General features: G+C 58.2%; 18 protein-coding genes. 12 read left to right on the top strand and 6 right to left on the bottom strand.

The window, feature by feature from the left end; genetic code table 11:
* Window positions 1-19: 19 nt before the first annotated feature.
* Window positions 20-2,038, top strand: coding sequence for an FAD-binding protein (locus tag J3351_RS01070; RefSeq protein ID WP_207696914.1), 2,019 nt, complete (start codon window positions 20-22; stop codon window positions 2,036-2,038).
* 120 nt (window positions 2,039-2,158) lie between these two features.
* On the opposite strand, the gene J3351_RS01065 is transcribed toward J3351_RS01070, so the two are convergent.
* From J3351_RS01065 to proC, 4 genes are all read right to left on the bottom strand, one after another.
* A complete protein-coding gene (locus J3351_RS01065; RefSeq protein ID WP_005932722.1) occupies window positions 2,159-2,599 on the bottom strand; it encodes a methylglyoxal synthase in 441 nt (146 codons plus the stop codon).
* 398 nt (window positions 2,600-2,997) lie between these two features.
* Window positions 2,998-4,260, bottom strand: coding sequence for a glutamate-5-semialdehyde dehydrogenase (locus tag J3351_RS01060; RefSeq protein WP_207696913.1), 1,263 nt, complete (start codon window positions 4,258-4,260; stop codon window positions 2,998-3,000).
* A 3-nt stretch (window positions 4,261-4,263) separates the two neighbouring features.
* The gene (gene proB / locus J3351_RS01055) at window positions 4,264-5,040 is read right to left on the bottom strand and encodes a glutamate 5-kinase (protein WP_156068726.1); all 777 of its coding nucleotides are present in this window, start codon (window positions 5,038-5,040) and stop codon (window positions 4,264-4,266) included.
* Between the two features lie 4 nt (window positions 5,041-5,044).
* Window positions 5,045-5,851, bottom strand: coding sequence for a pyrroline-5-carboxylate reductase (proC, locus tag J3351_RS01050; RefSeq protein ID WP_097772215.1), 807 nt, complete (start codon window positions 5,849-5,851; stop codon window positions 5,045-5,047).
* Between the two features lie 299 nt (window positions 5,852-6,150).
* On the opposite strand from proC, the gene J3351_RS01045 reads away from it, so the two are divergent.
* From J3351_RS01045 to J3351_RS01035, 3 genes are all read left to right on the top strand, one after another.
* The gene (locus J3351_RS01045) at window positions 6,151-6,741 is read left to right on the top strand and encodes a TetR-like C-terminal domain-containing protein (protein WP_242699251.1); all 591 of its coding nucleotides are present in this window, start codon (window positions 6,151-6,153) and stop codon (window positions 6,739-6,741) included.
* Between the two features lie 148 nt (window positions 6,742-6,889).
* Window positions 6,890-8,665: an oleate hydratase gene (locus tag J3351_RS01040; protein ID WP_207696911.1), complete on the top strand. Its 1,776-nt coding sequence runs from the start codon at window positions 6,890-6,892 to the stop codon at window positions 8,663-8,665.
* 72 nt (window positions 8,666-8,737) lie between these two features.
* On the top strand, window positions 8,738-10,162 hold the full coding sequence (locus tag J3351_RS01035; RefSeq protein WP_207696910.1) for a radical SAM protein: 1,425 nt from the start codon (window positions 8,738-8,740) through the stop codon (window positions 10,160-10,162).
* Between the two features lie 210 nt (window positions 10,163-10,372).
* On the opposite strand, the gene J3351_RS01030 is transcribed toward J3351_RS01035, so the two are convergent.
* Complete coding sequence (locus J3351_RS01030) at window positions 10,373-11,584, bottom strand: AI-2E family transporter (RefSeq protein ID WP_207696909.1); 1,212 nt, start codon at window positions 11,582-11,584, stop codon at window positions 10,373-10,375.
* Window positions 11,585-11,635: 51 nt separating this feature from the next.
* Window positions 11,636-12,982, bottom strand: coding sequence for a butyryl-CoA:acetate CoA-transferase (locus tag J3351_RS01025; RefSeq protein ID WP_207696908.1), 1,347 nt, complete (start codon window positions 12,980-12,982; stop codon window positions 11,636-11,638).
* Window positions 12,983-13,356: 374 nt separating this feature from the next.
* Here J3351_RS01025 and coaD point away from each other — a divergent pair, with 374 nt between their 5' ends.
* The 8 genes from coaD to J3351_RS00985 all read left to right on the top strand — a co-directional run bounded on the left by coaD (window position 13,357) and on the right by J3351_RS00985 (window position 21,878).
* Window positions 13,357-13,860, top strand: a complete 504-nt coding sequence (gene coaD, locus J3351_RS01020; protein WP_207696907.1) for a pantetheine-phosphate adenylyltransferase — start codon at window positions 13,357-13,359, stop codon at window positions 13,858-13,860.
* Window positions 13,861-13,948: 88 nt separating this feature from the next.
* Window positions 13,949-15,163: an acetyl-CoA C-acetyltransferase gene (locus J3351_RS01015; RefSeq protein WP_098922491.1), complete on the top strand. Its 1,215-nt coding sequence runs from the start codon at window positions 13,949-13,951 to the stop codon at window positions 15,161-15,163.
* Between the two features lie 116 nt (window positions 15,164-15,279).
* Window positions 15,280-16,065, top strand: a complete 786-nt coding sequence (locus J3351_RS01010) for an enoyl-CoA hydratase-related protein (protein ID WP_156065687.1) — start codon at window positions 15,280-15,282, stop codon at window positions 16,063-16,065.
* A gap of 39 nt (window positions 16,066-16,104) precedes the next feature.
* On the top strand, window positions 16,105-16,977 hold the full coding sequence (locus J3351_RS01005; RefSeq protein WP_005932746.1) for a 3-hydroxyacyl-CoA dehydrogenase family protein: 873 nt from the start codon (window positions 16,105-16,107) through the stop codon (window positions 16,975-16,977).
* Between the two features lie 119 nt (window positions 16,978-17,096).
* The gene (locus J3351_RS01000) at window positions 17,097-18,266 is read left to right on the top strand and encodes an acyl-CoA dehydrogenase (protein WP_154276263.1); all 1,170 of its coding nucleotides are present in this window, start codon (window positions 17,097-17,099) and stop codon (window positions 18,264-18,266) included.
* A 17-nt stretch (window positions 18,267-18,283) separates the two neighbouring features.
* On the top strand, window positions 18,284-19,078 hold the full coding sequence (acrB, locus tag J3351_RS00995) for an acryloyl-CoA reductase electron transfer subunit gamma (protein ID WP_005932750.1): 795 nt from the start codon (window positions 18,284-18,286) through the stop codon (window positions 19,076-19,078).
* 21 nt (window positions 19,079-19,099) lie between these two features.
* Window positions 19,100-20,194, top strand: a complete 1,095-nt coding sequence (gene acrA / locus J3351_RS00990) for an acryloyl-CoA reductase electron transfer subunit beta (protein WP_207696906.1) — start codon at window positions 19,100-19,102, stop codon at window positions 20,192-20,194.
* Window positions 20,195-20,351: 157 nt separating this feature from the next.
* Window positions 20,352-21,878, top strand: coding sequence for an SPOCS domain-containing protein (locus tag J3351_RS00985; RefSeq protein ID WP_207696905.1), 1,527 nt, complete (start codon window positions 20,352-20,354; stop codon window positions 21,876-21,878).
* Window positions 21,879-22,008 lie beyond the last annotated feature (130 nt).

Raw genomic sequence — 22,008 nt, 5'->3', positions numbered from 1 at the left:
AAGAAAGGATCATCCAAGCATGAACAAGATCTCGCGTAAAGGCTTTCTGAAGATCGCCGCTGCCGCTGCCATGTCCGGTGTCACCGCCGGTGCACTGGCTGCCTGCAACGCTGCAAGCTCCTCCACCGCCGCTTCCGCCGGTGCAGCAGGCAGCTACACCCCCGGTACCTACACCGGCACTGCTGAGGGCATTTCCTCTACCGTCAAGGTCACCATGACCTTCTCTGACAGTGCTGTGACCGACGTTGTGGTCGATACCTCCGGCGAGACCGCTTCCTACGGCGCTGCTGCTGCCGAGGAGCTGAAGAACCAGCTGCTGAACGCCGGCTCTGACGAGATCGACGGCGTGTCCGGCTCCACCATCACCTCCGATGCCGTGAAGAAGGCCGCCAAGAGCTGCTTTGCACAGGCAAAGGGAGAGGCAACTGTAACTTCCGTACAGCTGCCCACCGGTGACGAGACAGATTGGCTGGGCAAGGAGCCTGACATTGACGAGGCTGCCATCACCGAGACCGTGGACACCGATATCCTCATCGTGGGTGCCGGCAACGGCGGTATGTTCGCTGCTGCTTATGCCGCTGCCAAGGGCCTGAACTTCCGTGTCATCGAGCAGAACGGCAATGTGCAGGATACCCGTCACTGGGTGGGTGCCGTGGACGGCTTTGGCGCTCAGGAACAGGGCATCAAGATGGATCGTGCCAAGCTGCTGAGCGAGGTCTCCCGTTACGCCTCCGGCAAGTGTGATCAGCGCGTGGTCAAGACCTGGATCAACGAGTCTGCCGAGATGATCGAATTTGTCCGCTCCATCATGGAGGACAAGTACGGCGTGAAGATGATCTACACCTACGGCGACGAGGCCAAATGGCCTGCAGAAAACGCCGAGCACAACACCGATTATATGTACCCCGAGATCGAGTATACCTATGATCGTTCCAGTGGTGCCGCCCGGAACGAGCTGCTGCTTCAGTACATTCAGGAGCTGGGCTACGATGTGGACTTCAAGACCAGTCTGGCCAAGCTGGAAAAGAACAGCGATGGCCGCATTACCGGCATCATCGCCCAGAGCACCGAGGATGACCACTTCATCCGCTACAACGCCAACAAGGGCGTGCTGCTGGCCTGCGGCGGCTTCCCCGGCAACCCCTACATGATGGAGCAGCTGGACCCGCTGGGAACCTCCGTCACCACCGCATGCTCCTACTCTCCCTCCGATAAGGGCTACGGCATCCGGGCTGCAATGTGGGCAGGTGCCAATCTGGACAAGGAGGCCGCTCCCATGCTGTTTGACCGCGGCATCGTGGCCCCCGGCGTGGATGGCGGCTATGTGGACAGCGACACTGCCTTTGGCGGCAAGGCTTTCCCGGGTACCATCCGTCAGTACAACCCCGGCACCCAGCCCTTCCTGAAGGTGAACCGCAACGGCGAGCGCTTTGCCAACGAGAGCAGCCCCTACAATGACATCGTCTACGCCGCTGCTCACCAGCCGGGCCGTGTCTACGCTCAGGTCTGCGATGCCAACATTCTGGAGGACGCAAAGCGTTTCCACACCATCGGCTGCTCTGCCCAGACCCGTAACGGCGGTGAGAAGTACATTCAGGGTAAGATGGACGAGGCGATCGAGGCCGGTGCATTGTTCAAGTGCGATACGCTGGACGAGCTGGCTGACAAGATGGGCTTTACCGGTGCTGCCAAGGACACCTTCCTTGCCACCGTGGAGCGCTACAACGAGCTCTACGACAAGCAGAACGACGAGGACTTCGGCAAGCCCGCTTACCGCCTCAGCGCCATCCGCACCGCGCCCTTCTACGGCTGCTGGCTGGGTGCCTCTCTGCTGACCACTGAGCAGGGCATTGCCATCAACGAAAAGGGTCAGGCTCTGGACAACGATAACAAGCCCATGCCCGGCCTGTATATCACCGGCGATATGTCCGGCAGCTTCTTTGCCAACAACTACCCCTGCCTGATGGCTGGTGTTGCCATGGGCCGCACCCTGACCTTCGCCATGAAGGCCGTCAAGCAGATGGCCGGTCTGGAATGATGCCACTCCCTGGAAAATGAACTGAAAACTGCATAAAAATGCAGCGCCGCTGAAGCCCTGAAAAGCTTCGGCGGCGCTGTTTTACGTTTCCCTCTATACACAAAAAATGTCAGGCAGTCCTCAGCACACGGCGCGGCGGGGAGCGGCCAGAGGCTCGATCACCGGCGGGTGCATCCCTTCCCGGTAGTCCAGATCCCCCTGATCCATGCCGCGGAGCAGCACCTCGGCGGTGGCAATGTTGGTGGCAATGGGTACGCTGTGCATATCACACAGGCGGAGCAGGTTCTGCTCGTTGGAGCTGCCGCTGTCGGCCCGGAGCGGGTCACGGAAGAACAGCACCAGATCCACTTCATCGCAGGCAACACGGGCGGTGATCTGCTGAATGCCGCCCAGCTTTCCGGAGAGGTAACAGTGAACTGGCAAGCCGGTGGCCTGGTTCAACATCCGGCCGGTGGTACCGGTGGCAATGACAGTGTTCCGGGACAGGATACCACTGTAGGCGGTGCAGAACTGAAGTGCAAGTTCTTTGCGGGAATCATGTGCAAGAATGGCAATTGTCATAATTCGCTCTCTCCTTTGTACTAGTGTCGTCATGCGGACATCCGTTTGAAATGGATTGCAGTTGTGAGAAGGACAGTTCCGGGTGCACTTCAGAGCGCCCCGCTGAACTTGTTTCCATACTTTCCAATATAGTTTTACCGCGTCGAAATATGGGTTGTCAAGGGGAAAATGAGAATTTTTGCCCTAATTTCCGATAAAAGTACGACTTTATTTTTGTACAGAATGGAGAAATGAAAAATACATCATGGCACAAACGGAAAAATAATTTCCGAAATTTTGGTCCGAAAGTGTTTCTATAACAAAAACAGTCCATCCCTGTAAAACAAAAATACAGGCCGCTGTCCTTCCACTGCGGCCTGTGAGAAAAAAACGGAAAAATGTTTTCGCAATTGAACGGTTCAGCGGATCTGGCCGCTGCCGTGAATGATGTATTTGTAGCTGCACAGCTCTTCCAGCCCCATGGGGCCCCGGGCGTGGAGCTTCTGGGTGGAAATGCCCATCTCGCACCCCAGCCCGAACTCCCCGCCATCGGTAAAGCGGGTGGAGCAGTTGACGTAGACCGCCGCACTGTCCACCGCCGCCGTAAAGAGGGCGGCATGGGCCTCGTTCCGGGTCAGGATGGCTTCGCTGTGGCCGGTGGAGTGCGCGGCGATGTGGCTGACGGCCTCCTCCACGCTGTCCACGACCTTGACAGCCAGGATGTAGTCCAGGAACTCGGTGTCAAAATCCGCAGGGCCTGCAGGGGTGCCGGGGATGATGGCGGCGGCACGCGGGTCCAGCCGCAGCTCCACCGGATGCAGTCCCTTTGCAGTGCGGTCAGGGCCCAGCCGCCGGGCCAGCTTGGGCAGGAACTCTGCCGCAATGTTACGGTGCACCAGGCACACCTCCTCCGCGTTGCAGACGCTGGGGCGGCTGGCCTTGGCGTTTTCGATGATATCCAGCGCCTTATCCTGCTCGGCAGAAGCATCCACGAAGATGTGGCAGATGCCGGTGCCGGTCTGGATGCAGGGGATTTTTGCATTTTCCACACAGGCGCGGATGAGCCCGGCCCCGCCGCGCGGGATGAGCAGATCCACATAGCCCACCGCCGTCATCAGGGCGTTGGCCGAGGCGTGGGTGGTGTCCTCGATCAGGCAGACCGCTGTTTCGGGCAGGCCGTTTGTCCGCAGACCCTCCCGAAGAGCCGTTACAATGGCGTTGGCACTGCGCCATGCCTCTCTGCCGCACCGCAGGATGCAGGCATTGCCGCTCTTGATGGCAAGGGCGGCGGCATCGCTGGTCACGTTGGGGCGGCTCTCGTAGATGATGGCGATCACGCCCATGGGCACGGCGGTCTTTTCAATGACCAGCCCGTTGGGGCGCTCTACCCGGCGCAGGACTCTGCCCACCGGGTCGGGCAGGTCAGCCACTTCCCGGATGCCCTTTGCCATGGCGTTGATGCGCTCCGGTGTCAGGGCCAGCCGGTCCAGCATGACCTCCGAAATGTGTCCCCTGGCTGCTTCCAGATCGGCGGCATTGGCATCCAGAATGGCCTGCTGGCGGGCAGGGGAGCAGAGCGCCTCCGCCATGCCCAGCAGGGCGGCGCGGCGCGCCTCGCCCGAAGAAAGGCCCAGCGCGCTTCTTGCCGCGCGGGCGGCTTCCAGGATCTCCTGTGTCGTCATGGATCAGCCCTCCTTTCTGCCCGCAAAGCGGGTGCCTGCGGGTCTGCCGTCTGCAATGTCGTAGAGCAGCTCCGGGTGGGAACCGTTGGCGATCACCATGTCCGCGCCCTCTGCCGTTACCATCTGGGCGGCACGGAGCTTGGTGGACATGCCGCCGGTGCCCAATGCGGAGCCTGCACCGTCTGCCAGCGCCAGCACCTCAGGGGTGATGCGCTCTACCAGCGGGATGAGCTTTGCGTCCGGGTGGGTGTGGGGGTTGGCGGTGTACAGGCCGTCGATGTCGCTCAGCAGCACCAGCAGATCCGCATGGATGCAGCAGGTGACGATGGCGGCCAGCGTGTCATTGTCGCCGATGGAGGTGATCTCATCAGTGGCAACGGTGTCGTTCTCGTTGATGATGGGCAGCGCACCCAGCTCCAGCAGCCGGGTCAGGGTGTTCTGGAAATTCAACCGCCGTCCCTCGTGCTCCACATCCACGCCGGTGAGCAGGATCTGCGCCACGTTGTGGTTGTAGGCGGTGAACAGGCGGTCGTAGGTGTACATCAGCTCACACTGGCCCACAGCGGCGCAGGCCTGCTTGGTGGCCATATCACCGGGGCGGGAGGGCAGGGACAGCTTGCCCACTCCCATGCCGATGGCACCGGACGAGACGAGAATGACCTGGTGCCCTGCGTTCTTCAGGTCGCTCAGCACCTTGACCAGATCCTCTGTGTGGCGGATGTTCAGCCGCCCGGTGGAGTGTGCCAGCGTGGAGGTGCCCACTTTGACGACGATGCGCATAAACTTAACCCTTTCCCATTTCCTTTGTCTTGTCGTAGGCGGCAATCACCGCATCGGTCACCGCGCCGCGGAAGCCGTGCTCTTCCAGCACGCGCACGCCCTGAATGGTGCTGCCGCCGGGGCTGCACACCGCATCCTTGAGCTCGCCGGGGTGTTTTCCGCTTTCCAGCACCAGCTTGGCGCTGCCCAATACCATCTGGGCCGCGTATTCCTGCGCCTTGGCCCGGGGCAGGCCGCAGGCCACGCCGCCATCGGCCAGCGCTTCAATGAACTGATACACCCAGGCCGGGCCGCAGCCGGAAACGCTGCTTGCCGCGTCGATCAGGGCCTCGGGCACAGCGTCCAGCCGCCCGGCGGGTGCCATCAGCTTCAGAAACTCCTGCTCCTCCTCCGCTGTCACATTGGCGGAGCAATATTGGATCATGCCTGCCCCCACCGAAGCCGGGGTATTGGGCATGATGCGGATCACGGGGTAATCTTCCCCCGCCATCTCCTGGATGCGTGCGATGGAAAGCCCTGCCGCCATGCTGCAAAGGATGAAGCGGCTCGGCCGCTCGTTCAGGGTGAACTTAAGCGGAGCCAGCAGAGCCTCCATCATCTGTGGCTTGACCGCCAGAAAGATCAGGTCGGAGCGGCCCGCCACTTCGGCGTTCGTGGTGGTGTTGCAGCCCAGCTCTGCGGCCAACGCCTCTGCCTTGGCGGCAGTGCGGTTGGCAAGATAAACATTCTGTGGGTCGGCAGCCTTGCAGACGGCCCGCGCAATGGCACCGCCCATGTTCCCACAGCCTAAAAATCCGATGGTCTTGATCATACTTACTTTCCCTTCCTTTCTCACTCAGAAAGAAATAAATGGAACGCACATTCGTTCCACTCCATCCATTGTAAGCATCCGGAGCCAGAAAATCAAGAGGAACCTCCCGGAAACCCGGCAAAAAGGCGGCGGGACGGCTGCAAAATGGAGAGGAACGTGAAAAAAATATCAAAATGAGAGATTTTGAACTTGCAAAACGGGGGGCATTTGCGTTATAGTATAAAGGAAGTATTCTTACTTCTCTGGCCCCATAGGGCGGCTACCACGGTCAGCGGCACAGTGTGTGCCGCTGGGAAAGGATGGATCTCGTGTCGCAAACTACAAAAAGGGCGTTGGAGGCATCGCTGAAAAAGCTGCTGCTTCAAAAGCCGCTGAATAAGATCACCATCAATGATATCACCGAGGACTGCGGCGTGAACCGTATGACCTTCTACTACCACTTCAAGGACATCTACGACCTCGTGGATTGGATCATGGTCGAAGATGCCGCCAAGGCATTGGAGGGCAGACAGAGCTTTGAGAACTGGACAGATGCCTTTCTGGACATCCTGCATCAGGTGCAGGACAACAAGGTTCTGGTGATGAATGTTTACCGCTCCGTGAGCCGTGAGCAGGTGGAACAGTACTTATATAAACTGCTGGACTCCATGCTGCGGGACTTTGTGGACCGCAGCGCGCAGGGCTTTACCGTGCAGGATTCCGACAAGCAGTTCATCATCGACTTTTACAAATACGCGCTGGTGGGCATGGCGCTGGAATGGATTCGCAAGGATATGAAGGAGGACCCCGTCCGGATGACCGAGCGGCTGAATGTTCTGCTTCATGGCGAGCTTGAGCGGGCGCTCCGCCGCTTCCGCACCGACCGCAGCCCCGCAGATCTTGACGACTGACAATATTTTATCAATCCGGGCACCGTGATGGGTTTTCCATCACGGTGCTTTTTCTGTTTATGGCCTTCCGTTTGACAAAATGTTACAGTATGGTCAGCGCAAAATGAAAGGTGAAAACCTGGAAACCACAGCAAACGGAGGGAATAAAATGTATTATTCCAGCGGGAACTATGAGGCCTTTGCGCGCCCGAAAAAGCCTGTGGGAGTGGATCGGAAATCGGCCTATCTCGTGGGCACCGGTCTGGCGGCGCTGACAGCTGCCTGCTACCTGGTCCGTGACGGTCAGATGAAAGGGGAACATATCCATCTCTTTGAAAAGGGGTCCATCCCCGGCGGTGCCTGTGATGGCTGCCAGTACCCCGGCATCGGTTATGTGATGCGGGGCGGCCGGGAGATGGATGACCATTTTGAAGTCATGTGGGATCTGTTCCGTTCCATCCCGTCGCTTGAGACCGAGGGCGCAAGCGTGCTGGATGAGTACTATTGGCTGAACAAGGCAGACCCCAACTACTCGCTCTGCCGCGCCACGGAAAACCGGGGGCAGAACGCCCACACCGATGGGAAGTTCGGCCTTTCGGATCAGGGCTGCATGGAACTCATCAAGCTCTTTTTTACCCCGGATGAGCAGCTCTATGATAAGCGCATCACCGATGTCTTTGACGCGGAGGTGTTCTCTTCCAACTTCTGGCTTTACTGGCGCACCATGTTCGCCTTTGAGAACTGGCACAGCGCACTGGAAATGAAGCTCTATCTGAAGCGCTACATCCACCATGTGGGCGGTCTGCCTGATCTGCGGGCACTGCGCTTTACCCGGTACAACCAGTACGAGAGCATGATCCTGCCCATGATCCGCTATCTGGAAGGGCACGGTGTGCGCTTCCACTACAACACCAAGGTCACCAACATTGAGTTTGAGCTGACCGGGGGCAAAAAGCAGGCCAGGACCATCTGCCTGCTGGTGGACGATGAAGCGGAACGGGTGGACCTGACCGAGAATGATCTGGTGTTCATCACCAACGGGGGCTGCGTGGAAAGCACTTCCATCGGCTCCCAGGATCAGCCTGCAGTGTTCAACCCTACCCTCCGGCCCGGCAACGGCTGGGATCTGTGGAAGAAGATCGCCGCGCAGGATGAGGCCTTTGGCCGCCCGGAAAAGTTCTGCTCCGCTCCGGAGCAGACCAACTGGATGAGCGCCACGGTTACCACGCTGGACGAACGCATCGTGCCCTACATCCAGAACATCTGCCAGCGTGACCCGTTCAGCGGCAGGACTGTCACAGGCGGCATCGTCACGGCACGGGATTCCGGCTGGCTGCTCAGCTGGACATTCAACCGTCAGCCCCAGTTCCGGGATCAGCCCAAGGGCCAGCTCGTGGGCTGGATCTACGGCCTGTTCAGCAACACGCCCGGCGACTACATCAAAAAGCCCATGCGGGATTGCACCGGCAAGGAGATCTGCATGGAGTGGCTGTATCATCTGGGAGTCCCCGAAAACCAGATCGAGGACCTGGCGGAGCACAGTGCCAACACCGTGCCCGTAATGATGCCCTATATCACAGCTTTCTTCATGCCCCGCACCGCAGGCGACCGCCCGGCGGTGGTGCCGGAGGGCGCAGTGAACTTTGCCTTCATCGGCCAATTTGCCGAGACGAAGCGGGATACCATCTTCACCACCGAGTATTCCATGCGCACCGGCATGGAAGCCGTGTACACCCTGCTGGATATCGACCGGGGCGTGCCGGAGGTCTGGGGCAGCACCTACGATGTCCGCGACCTGCTGAACGCCGCTGTTCAGCTGCGGGATGGCAAACCCCTGAGTGATCTGAAAATGAACTGGATCAAAAAATTCGCACTGGGAAAAGCGGTAGAAAAGGTACAGGACACCGACCTGGGCCGTCTGCTGCTGGAGTATAAGATCATCTGAGCGCCGGGAATTCAGCCCGGCAGGCAGGGAAGAGAACCCTGTAAAATTCTATTGAATCTGGAGGAAATAAAAATGAATACCGCATTTGATTCTCTGACGCACAAAATGCAGCGTGCTGCACTGGGCAAGACTGTGGATCTCGTGCTTTCTCATGCCGAGAAGGACCCCGCCAAGACGGTTGGACAGATCGTAGATCTTTCAAAGCAGTTCTACGGCGATTCCTTCAGCGAGGAGACCTACACACACGCCAAGCAGACCCTGACTGACCCCAACAGCAAGTGGTCGAAGCTCATCAACTGTATGCTGAACCAGCTGGACCCCAACGTGGCCCGCACCACGGCCCTGAACCTGGGCTATGAGGCCTTCTTCCGCGGTACCAAGACCATCCGCGAGAATCGTGTCAAATATCAGTGCAACATTCCCTGGCTGATCCTGTTTGACCCCACCTCTGCCTGCAATATGCACTGCGTGGGCTGCTGGGCCGGTGAGTACGGCCACAAGAACAACCTGAGCTTCGATGATATGGATAAGATCGTCACCGAGGGCAAGGAGCTGGGCGTTTATCTGTACATGCTCACCGGCGGTGAGCCGCTGGTGCGCAAGGCTGATATCCTCAAGCTGGCCGAGAAGCACAACGATGTGCAGTTTGCCATCTATACCAACTCCACCCTGATCGATGAGCCGTTCTGCAAAGAGGTCGTCCGCCTGGGCAACATCGCCTTCATGCTGTCCATTGAGGGCACCCCGGAGACCAACGATGCCCGCCGCGGCGAGGGCCACTATGCTGCCGTTATGCGCGCGATGGATCTGCTCAAGGAGCACGGCATCCTGTTCGGCACCTCCATCTGCTACACCCGCGACAACATCGAAGCCGTTACCAGCGATGAGTTCATGCGTTTCCTCTGCGATAAGGGCGCACACTTCGGCTTCTACTTCCACTACATGCCCGTGGGCAACGAGGCAGCGCCTGAACTGATGCCCTCTCCCGAGCAGCGCAAGTACATGATCGACCGCATCCGTTACCTGCGCAGTGAAGCCTGCGATATCCCGTTCTACCCCATGGACTTCCAGAACGACGGCGAGTTTGTGGGCGGCTGCATTGCCGGCGGCCGCAACTACTTCCACATCAACTCGGCTGGTGACGCTGAACCCTGCGTGTTCATCCACTACTCCAATGCCAACATCCATGACAGCAGCATTCTGGAGATCCTGCAGAGTCCGCTGTTCATGGCCTACCACAACGGCCAGCCCTTCAACAAGAACCATCTGCGCCCCTGCCCCATGCTGGAAAACCCTGAGCTGCTGCGCAAGATGGTCCACGAGACCGGTGCCCACAGCACCGACCTCCAGAGCCCGGAAAGCGTCGATCATCTGTGCGACAAGTGCAAGTCCTATGCCGCCAACTGGCAGCCGACCGCCGACGAGATCTGGTCCCATACCAAGATCCGTGAGAGCCGCTACGAGAACTATAAGGACTGGAAGCCCAATCAGCAGTAATTGCAGGTGCTCCCCCTGAAATCTCCCTTTTTGGTTTATCTGCCCTGAAAGCCGAAGCTCCCCCTTCCCCAAGCGCCGAGACAGCGCCGGGAAGGGGGAGCTTTGCGTTTCTCGGCTGCTCTGAGAAAATCATGCGGTAGGAATACAAAAACCGGCCCCGCCTCCCATGCAGGAGACAGAGCCGGTTTTGCGATTCTATTGTGTTTGGGATCACTCGTCGTCGGGGTCGCCGAAGGCATCGTGATAGAGGTTTACCATGCCGGATTCGTCGTTGCGATTCAGGCCGTGGAACACCAGCTTTTTGATGACATCATAGATGACTGCGAAGAGCGGAACGCCGATGATCATGCCCACAAAGCCCCACAGGCCGCCGAACAGCAGGATGGCAAAGAGCACCCAGAAGCTGGAAAGGCCGGTGGTGTTGCCCAGGATCTTGGGTCCGATGATGTTGCCGTCCACCTGCTGCAGCACCAGAACGAACAGCACGAACCAGAGCGCCTTGATGGGGTTCTGGATCAGGATGAGCAGGGTGGCGGGAATGGCACCGATGAAGGGGCCGAAGAAGGGGATAACATTGGTCACGCCGATGATGACCGACACCAGCAGGGCGCTGGGGAACTTGAAGATCAGGCAGGCAATATAGCACAGCACGCCGATGATGGCGGAATCCAGGATCTTGCCGTTGATGAAGCCGCCGAACATCCGGTCAGCGTAACGGACTTCCTCCATGATGAGGTCGGCCCAGCGGGGCTTGACCAAACTATAAAGGATGAGCTTGCCCTGCTGTCCGAACTTCTTCCGGCTGGCCAGCAGATACACCGAAACGATGAGGCCGATAATGAAATTTTTGATCCAGGTCACCACATTTACCACGCCAACAGCGGCACCACTGAGGATGTTCTGCATGGAGGGGAGCAGGGTGTTCTTGATCCAGGCATCCAGGTTGGCATCCAGGCTGTCGTAAGAGTTCTCGATGAAGTCCAGCAGCTTTTTGTTGTTGGCAATGAACTCCTGCCTGGAGATCCACTCCACAAAGTCGCCGATGTTGTCACGTGCCGTGTAGTACAGGGCGGTCACGCTGTTGATGAGCTGCGGCACGATCATCATGATCAGAGCGTAGATCAGCAGCAGGCCGAACAGGATGGTCAAAGCAACGGCCAGCATGTTGGCAAAGCGGTGCATCCTTTCCGGGAACAGCTTGTGGAGAAATGCTTCAAGCCAGTTGCACACCGGCTTGAGCAGATAGGCAATGACACTGCCGTAGATAAAGGGCATCAGGATGCCGGTCAGGGTTGAAACGGCATTGCCGAAGCCCTGAAAGCGGTAGATCAGGAAAAAGAAGAGGATGCTCAGGCTGATCGCGCCAAAGCCTGCGAACATTCCGTAGAGATAGGGTTTGATATGCGGTTTTTTGTCCATCATGTCATAGAAACTCCATTCCTGCCGCAGACAGCAGGATTCCCTGCGGCAATGTCAGCGCTTGTTGCTCCTGCGCCAGATGTGCAGTTTTTCGGCTTCGGCGATCAGCTCGTCCCGGAAATCGGGGTGTGCCACGCTGATCAGTGCTTCTGCCTTTTCCCAGCTGGTCAGTCCCTTCAGGTTCACACAGCCGTACTCGGTGCACAGGTAGTGCACGTTTGCGCGGGTGTCGGTGACGATGCTGCCGTTTTCCAGGGTGGGACGGATGCGGCTCTCCAGCTTGCCGGTCTTTTTATTCATAAAGGTAGAGGACAGGCAGATGAAGCTCTTGCCGCCGTTGGAAAGGTATGCGCCCAGGACAAAGTCCAGCTGACCGCCTGCACCGGAAATGTGCTTGATGCCTGCACTCTCCGCGTTCACCTGACCGAACAGGTCAATATCCACCGCATTGTTGATGGAGATGAAGTTGTCGATGGCGGAGATGCTGCGGATGTCATTGGTGTACTCCACGGGAGCGGCCATGCACTCCGGGTTGTTGTTCAGGTAATCGTACATCTTCTGGGTACCTGCACCAAAGGCGTAGACCTGACGGCCCTTGTCCAGATTCTTGTGGCGGCCGGTGATCTTGCCTGCCTTTGCAATATCCACAAAGGCATCCACATACATCTCGGTATGCACGCCCAGATCCTTCAGGTCGCTCTGCGCGATCAGGTTGCCGATGGCGTTGGGCATACCGCCGATGCCCAGCTGCAGGCAGGCACCGTCGGGGATCTGCGGGACGATGAGGTTTGCCACCTTCAGATCGACCTCAGTGGCGGCACCGGCAGCGGCCATCTGGCCGATGGGCGGGTTGCTGCCCTCCACAACACCGGCAACCTGGGAGATGTGCACCCAGTTCTCGGTGCCGCCCAGGCATTTGGGCATGTTCCGGTTGACCTCAACGATGATCTTCTTGGCCTTATCGCAGACGGCACCCAGGTGGGAAGCACAGGGACCAAAGTTGAAATAGCCGTGCTCGTCCATGGGAGTCACCTGGAACACCGCCACATCCACGGGGTCAGAGCTGTCGCGATAGTAGCGGGGCAGTTCAGAGTAGCGGATGGGGGAGTAGAAGGAGAAGCCCTGGGCAATGGCCTTGCGCTCAATGCCGCCCATGTGCCAGCTGTTCCAGGTCATGTGGGTCGCAGGATCCTCGATCTGGAAGATGGCGGGCACCCACATCAGGATGCCGCCGCGGAAGTTGACATCCTCCAGCTCAGGCAGACGCTTTGCAATGGCAGCGTCCACTGCAACGGGGGTGTTCACGGCCCAGCCGTAATCCACCCAGTCGCCGCTTTTGACCAACGCGGCAGCCTGGTCAGCTGTCATTTTCTTCTGCGCATACAATTCCGTAAAATCCATTATAAACCATCCTCTCTTACAATAACATAAAGGAATTGTAAATTCCAACTTAGTTATATCATTAACAAACGGGAGAATCAATACTTTCCTGACAAAAAACAGGGCTGGATGCAATATGACTAAAAATCTTAGCTTTTTGTAGAGATTCTTTGGTGCACAAAAAATAAATTTTACACAAAAAATACTTGATAAAATTTTGACGATGTGCTTTACTTATAGCGTAGCAGGATGCAGCGTGGCACTGCGGGTAAGATTGTTTAAAAATTAACGATACACCGCAGCAGAAGAAAAGAACATCTTGCACAGTAAACTGGAAAGTGCTATCATGTCAGAACCAATGCGCTTTTCAAAGGCGCGCAAGGAGGACAAAACCGATGGCAACTGCAGTTTACCCCGGGTCGTTCGATCCGGTCACACGAGGTCATCTCGATATCATCAAGCGCGCGGCAAAGATCAACGATCATCTGATCGTGGCCGTGCTCATCAACAGTGCAAAGCACCCATTGTTCACCGTGGAGGAGCGGGTGGCCCTGCTGCAGGAATGCTGCAAGGGTATCCCCAATGTCACGGTGGAAAGCTTCGACGGCCTGACCGTGGAGTTCGCCAAGAAGCGCCACGCTTCGGTCATGGTGCGGGGCCTGCGGGCGGTAACGGATTTTGAAAACGAGATCCAGCTGGCGCAGACCAATCACGCGCTGATGCCCGGTATTGAGACCATGTTCCTTGCAACCAGCATCAAGTGGAGCTATCTTTCCTCTACCATTGTAAAGGAAGCCGCCCGCTACGGCAGCAGCATCTCCAAGTTCGTCACCCCGAATGTGGAAGCTGCCGTGGAGCAGAAGATGGCCGAGCTGCGCAGCAGGGGAGAGAGCGTCTGACCCCCGTTCCTTATGCAAGAAACGCTTCGGCGTTTTGATAAAACAGTCTTTCTTAAATCACAACATACACAATCAGGAGGCTATTCACATGAAAAAGATCGTTATCGCATCTGCATGCCGTACCGCCATTGGTAAGTTCGGTGGCACCCTTGCCAACGTCCCCGCTGCTGAGCTGGGCTCCATCGTCATCAAGGAGGCTCTGAACCGCGCAAACGTCAAGCCTGAGCAGGTCGATCATGTTTACATGGGCTGCGTGATCCAGGCTGGTCTGGGCCAGAACGTTGCCCGTCAGGCTTCCCTGAAGGCTGGCCTGCCCATCGAGACCCCCGCTGTCACCGTCAACGTGGTCTGCGGTTCCGGTCTGAACTGCGTGAACATGGCTGCTCAGATGATCGAGGCAGGCGATGCTGATATCGTGGTCGCAGGCGGCATGGAGAACATGGACATGGCTCCCTTTGCAATGATGAAGGGCCGTTACGGCTACCGCATGGGCGCTCCCATGGGCAAGAGCGAGCTGGTCGATACCATGGTCAACGATGCTCTGTGGGATGCCACCGGCTTCAACAAGCACATGGGCATGACCGCTGAGAATGTCTGCACCAACGAGACCTTCCAGAAGAAGTACGGCTACAGCCCCATCACCCGCGAGATGCTGGATGAGTTCTCCTACAACAGCCAGGTCAAGGCTGACAAGGCCATCAAGGACGGCGCTTTCAAGGATGAGATCGTTCCTGTTGTCATCAAGGGTAAGAAGGGCGACACCGTGTTCGATACCGATGAAGGCCCCCGTCTGACCCCGGTCGAGAAGCTGGCAACCCTGAAGCCCGCTTTCACCAAGGACGGCATCGTGACCGCAGGCAACTCTTCCGCCATCAACGACGGCGCTGCTGCTCTGGTCGTTATGAGTGAGGAGAAGGCCAAGGAGCTGGGCGTTAAGCCTCTGGCAACCTGGGTCGCCGGTGCTCTGGCAGGTGTCGAGCCCGAGGTCATGGGCCTGGGCCCCATCGCAGCAACCAAGAAGGTCATGGCAAAGACTGGCCTGACTGTTGCTGATATGGATCTGATTGAGGCCAACGAGGCATTCGCTGCACAGTCTGTGGCTGTCAGCCAGGCTCTGAACTTCGATATGAGCAAGGTGAACGTCAACGGCGGCGCCATCGCTCTGGGCCACCCGGTCGGCGCTTCCGGCGCTCGTATCCTGGTCACCCTGCTGTACGCTATGAAGCACCGTGGTGCTCACAAGGGTCTGGCTACCCTGTGCATCGGCGGCGGCATGGGCTGCGCTACCATCGTTGAGATGTAAGCTCTCCCTTTGGAATTGAATTGAATGACAGCCCGCGCCCCGGCTCAGACCGGAGACTCTGCCGGGGCGCGGGAGCTGTTTTGAAACACTGAGAATCTGAATTGGAGGTTTTCACAATGGCTTTTGTAAAAACCGAGGTGCAGGGCGCTGTCGAGATCATCACCATCGACCGTCCCAAGGCACTGAATGCCCTGAACCCTGAGGTTCTGGCAGACCTGAAGGCAGCTTTTGAGGCTGTCGATCAGGAGACCATCCGCTGCATCGTCCTGACCGGCGAAGGCGACAAGAGCTTCGTTGCAGGCGCTGATATCGGCTCCATGAGCACCATGACCAAGGCAGAGGGCGAGGCCTTCGGCAAGCTGGGCAATGACGTGTTCCTGATGATCGAGAGCTTCCCCATCCCCGTCATTGCAGCCGTCAACGGCTTTGCACTGGGCGGCGGCAATGAGCTGGCCATGAGCTGCGACATCCGCATTTGCTCTGACAACGCTGTGTTTGGTCAGCCCGAAGTTGGTCTGGGCATCACCCCGGGCTTCGGTGGCACCCAGCGTCTGGCACGTCTGGTCGGCATGGGCATGGCAAAGCAGCTGGTCTACTCTGCCCTGAACATCAAGGCAGACGAGGCTTACCGCATTGGTCTGGTCAACGCCGTGTATCCGCAGGCTGAGCTGATGGAAAACGTGCTGAAGCTGGCCGGCAAGATCGCCAAGAACGCTCCCATTGCAGTGCGCAACTGCAAGAAGGCCATCAACGGTGGCATCAGCCTGCCCATTGAGAAGGCTGTGGAAGTTGAGGAGAAGCTGTTCGGCGATTGCTTCGAGACCCACGATCAGCAGGAGGGCATGGCCTGCTTCCTGAGCCGTGAGAAACCGAAGCCCAAGGCAGTGTTCACCAACAACTAATCTATTACATAATTTTTGATATTAAAGGAGAGATTTCCTATGAAGATCGGTGTTATCGGCGCTGGCACTATGGGCCAGGGCATCGCAAAGGCATTTGCACAGGTTGAGGGCAACACCGTTGCTCTGTGCGACATCAAGCAGGAGTGGGCTGAGAACGGCCTGGCAAAGATCAAGAAGGGCTACGAGAAGCTGGTTGCTAAGGGCAAGATCCCCCAGGAAAAGGCTGACGCGATCGTTGCAGCCATCACCCCGGGCCTGAAGGAAAATCTGTGCGCAGACTGCGACCTGATCGTTGAGGCTGCTTTTGAGGATATGAAGGTCAAGCAGACCACTTTCGGCGAGCTGGATAAGATCTGCAAGCCCGAGTGCATCTTCGCTTCCAACACTTCCTCTCTGTCCATCACCGAGATCGGCAAGGGCCTGAGCCGTCCTCTGGTCGGTATGCACTTCTTCAACCCCGCTGACCGCATGAAGCTGATCGAGGTCATCGCCGGCTGCAACACCCCCGCAGAGACCGTTGAGAAGATCAAGGAGATCTCCGTGGCCATCGGCAAGAACCCTGTTCAGGTCAACGAGGCTGCAGGCTTTGTGGTCAACCGCATCCTGATCCCCATGATCAATGAGGCTGCCTTCATCAAGATGGAGGGCGTTTCCGATATCGCAGGCATCGACACCGCTATGAAGCTGGGTGCCAACCACCCCATGGGACCCCTGGAGCTGGGCGACTTCATCGGCCTGGATATCTGCCTGGCCATCATGGATGTCCTGTACCATGAGACCGGCGACAGCAAGTATCGCGCCTGCCCGCTGATCCGCAAGATGGTCCGCGGCGGCAACCTGGGCTGCAAGACCGGCAAGGGCTTCTACGTTTACAACGCAGATCGCACCAAGACCCCTGTTGACCAGCTGTAATTTCTGATAAACATTTCTCCCGGCCGTGGGGAAAGCGGTCGGGAGGAATTTGTTTGCAACCGGATAGGGGAGAACCCCGACCCCGGGAGATAAAAAACACCCGTTAGGAGGATATAGCGATGGATTTTACTCTGTCCAAGCAGCAGCAGATGGTGCAGAAGATGTACCGCGAGTTTGCTGAAAACGAAGTCAAGCCCCTGGCTAAGAAGGTTGATGCAGAAGAGTACTTCCCCAAAGAGACCGTCGAGAAGATGGGCAAGCTGGGCATGATGGGCATTTACTTCCCCACCTCTGTCGGCGGTGCAGGCGGCGATGTGCTGTCCTACGTCATGGCAGTGGAGGAGCTGAGCAAGGTCTGTGGCACCACTGGTGTCATCGTCTCCGCTCACACCAGCCTGTGTGCTGCTCCTATTTATGAGAACGGCACCCCCGAGCAGAAGGCAAAGTACCTGCCCAAGCTGTGCAGCGGCGAGTGGCTGGGCGCTTTCGGCCTGACCGAGCCGGGCGCTGGTACCGATGCACAGGGTCAGCAGACCATTGCCAAGGAAGAGGATGACTGCTGGGTCCTGAATGGCTCCAAGATCTTCATCACCAACGCCGGTTTCGCTGATGTCTTTATCGTCATCGCTGTCACCGACCACGTTCTGGATAAGAAGGGCCGTCCCACCAAGCTGTGCTCTGCCTTCATCGTTGAGCGTACCGATCCGGGCTTCTCCGTCGGTAAGGCTGAGGATAAGATGGGCATCCGTGGTTCTTCCACCTGCGAGCTGATCTTCGAGGACTGCCGTATCCCGAAGGATCGTATGCTGGGCGTGCGCGGCAAGGGCTTCCAGCTGGCCATGGCTACCCTGGACGGCGGCCGTATCGGCATCGCTTCTCAGGCTCTGGGCATTGCTGAGGGCGCTCTGGAGGAGACCGTTGCCTACGTCAAGGAGCGCAAGCAGTTTGGCCGCAGCATCTCCGCATTCCAGAACACCCAGTTCGAGCTGGCTGAGATGAAGGCTCGCGTTGAGGCTGCCAAGTATCTGGTCTACGCTGCCGCTCTGAAGAAGCAGCAGGCCATGGACGGCGCAAAGGTCCGTTACAGTGTCGAGGCTGCTCAGGCTAAGCTGATCGCAGCCCGCACCGCAAGCGATGTGACCCGCCGCTGCCTGCAGCTGTTCGGCGGTTACGGCTACACCCGTGACTACCCCATCGAGCGCATGATGCGTGATGCCAAGATCACTGAGATCTACGAGGGCACCAGCGAAGTGCAGATGATGGTCATTTCCGGCGCTCTGCTGAAGTAAGGGAGGTAAGATTTACAATGAAAGCAATTGTTTGTGTAAAGCAGGTTCCTGATACCTCCGGCAAAGTCGCCGTCAAGGCAGACGGTACTCTGGATCGTGCCTCTATGGCCACCATCACCAACCCCGATGACCTGAACGCTCTGGAGGCAGCTCTGAAGCTCAAGGATGCTACCGGCTGTGAAGTCGTTGTCATTACCATGGGTCCTCCTCCGGCCGAGGGAATGCTGCGTGAGCTGCTGGCCCGCGGCGCGGACAAGGCTGTTCTGGTCTCCGGCCGTGAGTTCGGCGGTTCCGATACCTTTGCAACCAGCCAGATCCTGGCTGCTGCTGTCAATAAGATCGGCGTTGGCCCCGAGGACGTTGTGTTCTGCGGCCGTCAGGCAATCGATGGCGATACCGCACAGGTCGGCCCCCAGATCGCTGAAAAGCTGCATCTGCCTCAGGTCACCTATGTGGCCGACATCCAGAAGGATGGCAACACCCTGACCGTGAAGCGTATGCTGGAAGACGGCTACATGATGGTCAAGGTGCAGACTCCCTGCCTGCTGACCTGCATCAAGGAGCTGAACCAGCCCCGTTACATGAGCGTCAATGGCATCTTCACCTGCTACGACAAGCCCATGGAAGTGTTCGATTACAACGCTCTGAAGGACGATCCGCTGATCGAGGTCGATACCATCGGTCTGAAGGGTTCTCCGACGAACGTCTTTAAGTCCTTCACTCCTCCGCAGAAGGGCGCAGGCACCATGCTGACTGGCGACGACACCGCCGCACAGCTGGCAGGTATCCTGGCCAAGAAGCACCTGATCTGATGAAAGGAGCATAGGATTACAATGGCTGATTTTAACGAGTACAAGGGCGTTTGGGTCTTTTGTGAGCAGCGCCAGGGCAAACTCATGCCCACCGATTTCGAGCTGGTCAGCGAGGCCCGCAAGCTGGCTGATGAGCTGAACTGCGAAGTCACCGGCCTGCTGCTGGGCGATAACGTGGACGGCATTGCCAAGGAACTGGGCGGCTATGGCGCTGATAAGGTCATGGTTTGCGACAGCCCCCTGCTGAAGGATTACACCACGGACGCATACGCCAAGGTCGTCTGCGACATGGTCAACGAGTACAAGCCCGAGGTCCTGCTGATCGGTGCCACCAACATTGGCCGCGATCTGGGCCCCCGCTGCGCAGCCCGTCTGCACACCGGCCTGACCGCTGATGCTACCCACCTGGATATCGACACTGCAAAGTACATCGACTTCCTGAAGGAGAGCTCCACCATTGACCTGTCCAAGCAGAAGTTCGATATGGAAGACCGCAACCTGAAGATGACCCGTCCCGCATTCGGCGGCCATCTGATGGCTACCATCATCTGCCCCCGCTTCCGTCCTCAGATGTCCACCGTGCGCCCCGGTGTTATGAAGAAGGCTCCCTTCGATCAGGCCAAGGCTGATGCCTGCCAGATCGTGAAGCCCGCTTTCGAGCTGTCCGCTGCCGACATCAAGACCGAGGTCCTGAGCGTCGAGAAGGCTGCTGAGAAGCTGGTCGATCTGATCGGTGCCGATGTCATCGTCTCCGTTGGCCGCGGCATCAGCAAGGATGTCAACAAGGGCATCGAGCTGGCTGAGCAGCTGGCTGCTGCACTGGGCGGCGGCGTTGTGGGTGCTTCCCGTGCCGTTACCGATGCAGGCTGGATGACCGCTGACCATCAGGTCGGTCAGACCGGTAAGACGGTCCACCCCAAGATCTATGTTGCTCTGGGTATTTCCGGTGCCATCCAGCACACCGCTGGTATGCAGGATTCCGAGTGCATCATCGCCGTCAACAAGAACGAGAGCGCACCCATCTTCGGTGTTGCTGACTACGGCATCGTGGGCGATCTGTTCAAGGTCGTTCCCGAGCTGATCAAGCAGATCGAGGCTGCCAAGGTTGCTGAATAAGCACCTGATTTTCCCCGAACCCTGATTGTGATAAGGCCGCCGCGCAGTGGAAACGCTGTGCGGCGGCTTTTTGCGTCTCCGGAAAAGCGCTCCGTTCTATCCAACCTGTTCCCGGAATAAAATGACACCAAGAGCGGACAGGAAAGGAGCGCGTACCATGGAGTTGAAGATCTTTCGGGATGCCCTGCCGGCGGCGGGGACAAACTGTACCCTCAAGGCAGAGCTGCCGCTGGAAACAGAAATCCTGATCTCTGATTATCTGCCACCGGTGTTCAAGCTGGTCAAGTGCTTTGTCAGGCCGGTGGTGCTGCAAAAGCGGCTGCAGCCCGGCAAGCTGCAATTGGAGGGATATCTGCGCTGTGTGGTCTATTATCAGGGGGAAGATGGAGCGGGCCTGTGCCAGACCGAGCAGAAGCTCCCTTTTACAAAGCTGCTGGACCTGCCGGAGTTCGTCTTCACGGCATGGGCCGTGCAGGTGGAAGGCCAAACCGAATATCTGAACTGCCGCACCGTCAACCCGCGCCGCATCGAGGTGCGGGGGGCGTATGGGCTGGTGGTATCGGTGCATACGCAGGTCAAAACGGATGTCATCACGGCCCTTTCGGATGGCGGGGTGGAGCAGAAACTGGTCACCCTTTCCGGGGTGCGGCGCGCCGCTGTGCTGGAAAAGCTGGTCACGGTCGAGGGCGAGATCCGCTTTCCCACGCCGCCCGCCGCCGTTTTGGACCTCAGCGGCAATGCCTCTGTCGGAGACCTCAAGCTCCTGAACGGGAAAGCCGTTGCCAAGGGCGTGCTGGTCGTTTCCTGTGCCTGGCGTGCCGAGGGCGACCCGGCACTGCAGAGCCAGAGCGTGAACCTGAACTTCAATCAGGTGCTGGATGTGGACGGCCTGAGCGAGGACTGCCGCTGCCTCTGCGTGGCCGAGCCGGTGGGCTTTACGCTCACGGAGGGAGAAGGGGAGGAACCCAGCCGTCTGACCGCCACCCTGATGCTGCGCCTGCGGGCATGGAGGCCCTACCAGCTGCAGTGCGTGGCGGATGCCTTCTCCACGAAATTTGAGACAGAACAGACCCCGCAGACGGTACAGACGGAATCGCTGGCCTGCACCCTGGATGAGACCGTGACCCTGACCGGCTCCGGCCCTCTGCCGGACGCTGGGGCTAAAATTCTGGCCTGCTTTGCCTCCTTTGGCCCGGCCCTGCTGGCATACAGGGAAAACAACTGGGATCTGACCAGCCGGGTGACCGTGACTGCCTTTGGGGAGAACAGCCTTTCGGAGCTGGAAAGCTATGAAAAGGTGTTGGAGCTTGCCCTGCCGCTGGGGCGGGAGCTGCCCTCGGACGCGGAGCTGATCCCGGAGTGCTGGCTCCGTGCCGAGGACCTGCGCTGTGTCTGCGCAAACGGCACACTGGAGGTCAACCTTTCCGTCAAGGCAGAAGGAGCCATCCTACAGCGGAGCGGAAATACCTGTGTGGGCTCCATCGCGCTGGGAGAGCCGTTGACCCCGGCAGACCCGGAGATCAGTCTGCGCATCTATTATGCACAGGCGGGGGAGGAGCTGTTTGCCATCGCCAGGCGGTTCCATGTCTCCCCGGCCCAGATGCTGGCCGCCAACGACCTTGCGGAGGGCACCACGGCCATTGATGCGCCTCGGAGGCTTCTGGTGCCGGGAGCAGGGGGCTGATCCATCCGATTTTGTGCTTCACAGAAAAACAATTTAAAGTTAAAGTATGACTTATGAACTAAAAATGAACAAAAAACATCCCGGACCTCTCCCAATTTGAGAAAGGCTCTGCTATAATAATTTTTGTCGT

Source organism: Faecalibacterium sp. Marseille-Q0746, from assembly GCF_017377595.1.
In the GTDB taxonomy this organism is placed as follows: Bacteria; Bacillota; Clostridia; order Oscillospirales; family Ruminococcaceae; genus Faecalibacterium; species Faecalibacterium duncaniae.
The sequence above is the reverse complement of the archived record's forward strand: the minus strand, read 5'-3'. Positions and strand labels throughout refer to the sequence as shown.

Bases quoted from the DNA above. Each gene is read 5' to 3' on its own strand.
- J3351_RS01070 (WP_207696914.1), top strand. From the start codon at position 20: ATGAACAAGATCTCGCGTAAAGGCTTTCTGAAGATCGCCGCTGCCGCT.
- J3351_RS01065 (WP_005932722.1), bottom strand. From the start codon at position 2,599: ATGACAATTGCCATTCTTGCACATGATTCCCGCAAAGAACTTGCACTT.
- J3351_RS01060 (WP_207696913.1), bottom strand. From the start codon at position 4,260: ATGACGACACAGGAGATCCTGGAAGCCGCCCGCGCGGCAAGAAGCGCG.
- proB (WP_156068726.1), bottom strand. From the start codon at position 5,040: ATGCGCATCGTCGTCAAAGTGGGCACCTCCACGCTGGCACACTCCACC.
- proC (WP_097772215.1), bottom strand. From the start codon at position 5,851: ATGATCAAGACCATCGGATTTTTAGGCTGTGGGAACATGGGCGGTGCC.
- J3351_RS01045 (WP_242699251.1), top strand. From the start codon at position 6,151: ATGGATCTCGTGTCGCAAACTACAAAAAGGGCGTTGGAGGCATCGCTG.
- J3351_RS01040 (WP_207696911.1), top strand. From the start codon at position 6,890: ATGTATTATTCCAGCGGGAACTATGAGGCCTTTGCGCGCCCGAAAAAG.
- J3351_RS01035 (WP_207696910.1), top strand. From the start codon at position 8,738: ATGAATACCGCATTTGATTCTCTGACGCACAAAATGCAGCGTGCTGCA.
- J3351_RS01030 (WP_207696909.1), bottom strand. From the start codon at position 11,584: ATGATGGACAAAAAACCGCATATCAAACCCTATCTCTACGGAATGTTC.
- J3351_RS01025 (WP_207696908.1), bottom strand. From the start codon at position 12,982: ATGGATTTTACGGAATTGTATGCGCAGAAGAAAATGACAGCTGACCAG.
- coaD (WP_207696907.1), top strand. From the start codon at position 13,357: ATGGCAACTGCAGTTTACCCCGGGTCGTTCGATCCGGTCACACGAGGT.
- J3351_RS01015 (WP_098922491.1), top strand. From the start codon at position 13,949: ATGAAAAAGATCGTTATCGCATCTGCATGCCGTACCGCCATTGGTAAG.
- J3351_RS01010 (WP_156065687.1), top strand. From the start codon at position 15,280: ATGGCTTTTGTAAAAACCGAGGTGCAGGGCGCTGTCGAGATCATCACC.
- J3351_RS01005 (WP_005932746.1), top strand. From the start codon at position 16,105: ATGAAGATCGGTGTTATCGGCGCTGGCACTATGGGCCAGGGCATCGCA.
- J3351_RS01000 (WP_154276263.1), top strand. From the start codon at position 17,097: ATGGATTTTACTCTGTCCAAGCAGCAGCAGATGGTGCAGAAGATGTAC.
- acrB (WP_005932750.1), top strand. From the start codon at position 18,284: ATGAAAGCAATTGTTTGTGTAAAGCAGGTTCCTGATACCTCCGGCAAA.
- acrA (WP_207696906.1), top strand. From the start codon at position 19,100: ATGGCTGATTTTAACGAGTACAAGGGCGTTTGGGTCTTTTGTGAGCAG.
- J3351_RS00985 (WP_207696905.1), top strand. From the start codon at position 20,352: ATGGAGTTGAAGATCTTTCGGGATGCCCTGCCGGCGGCGGGGACAAAC.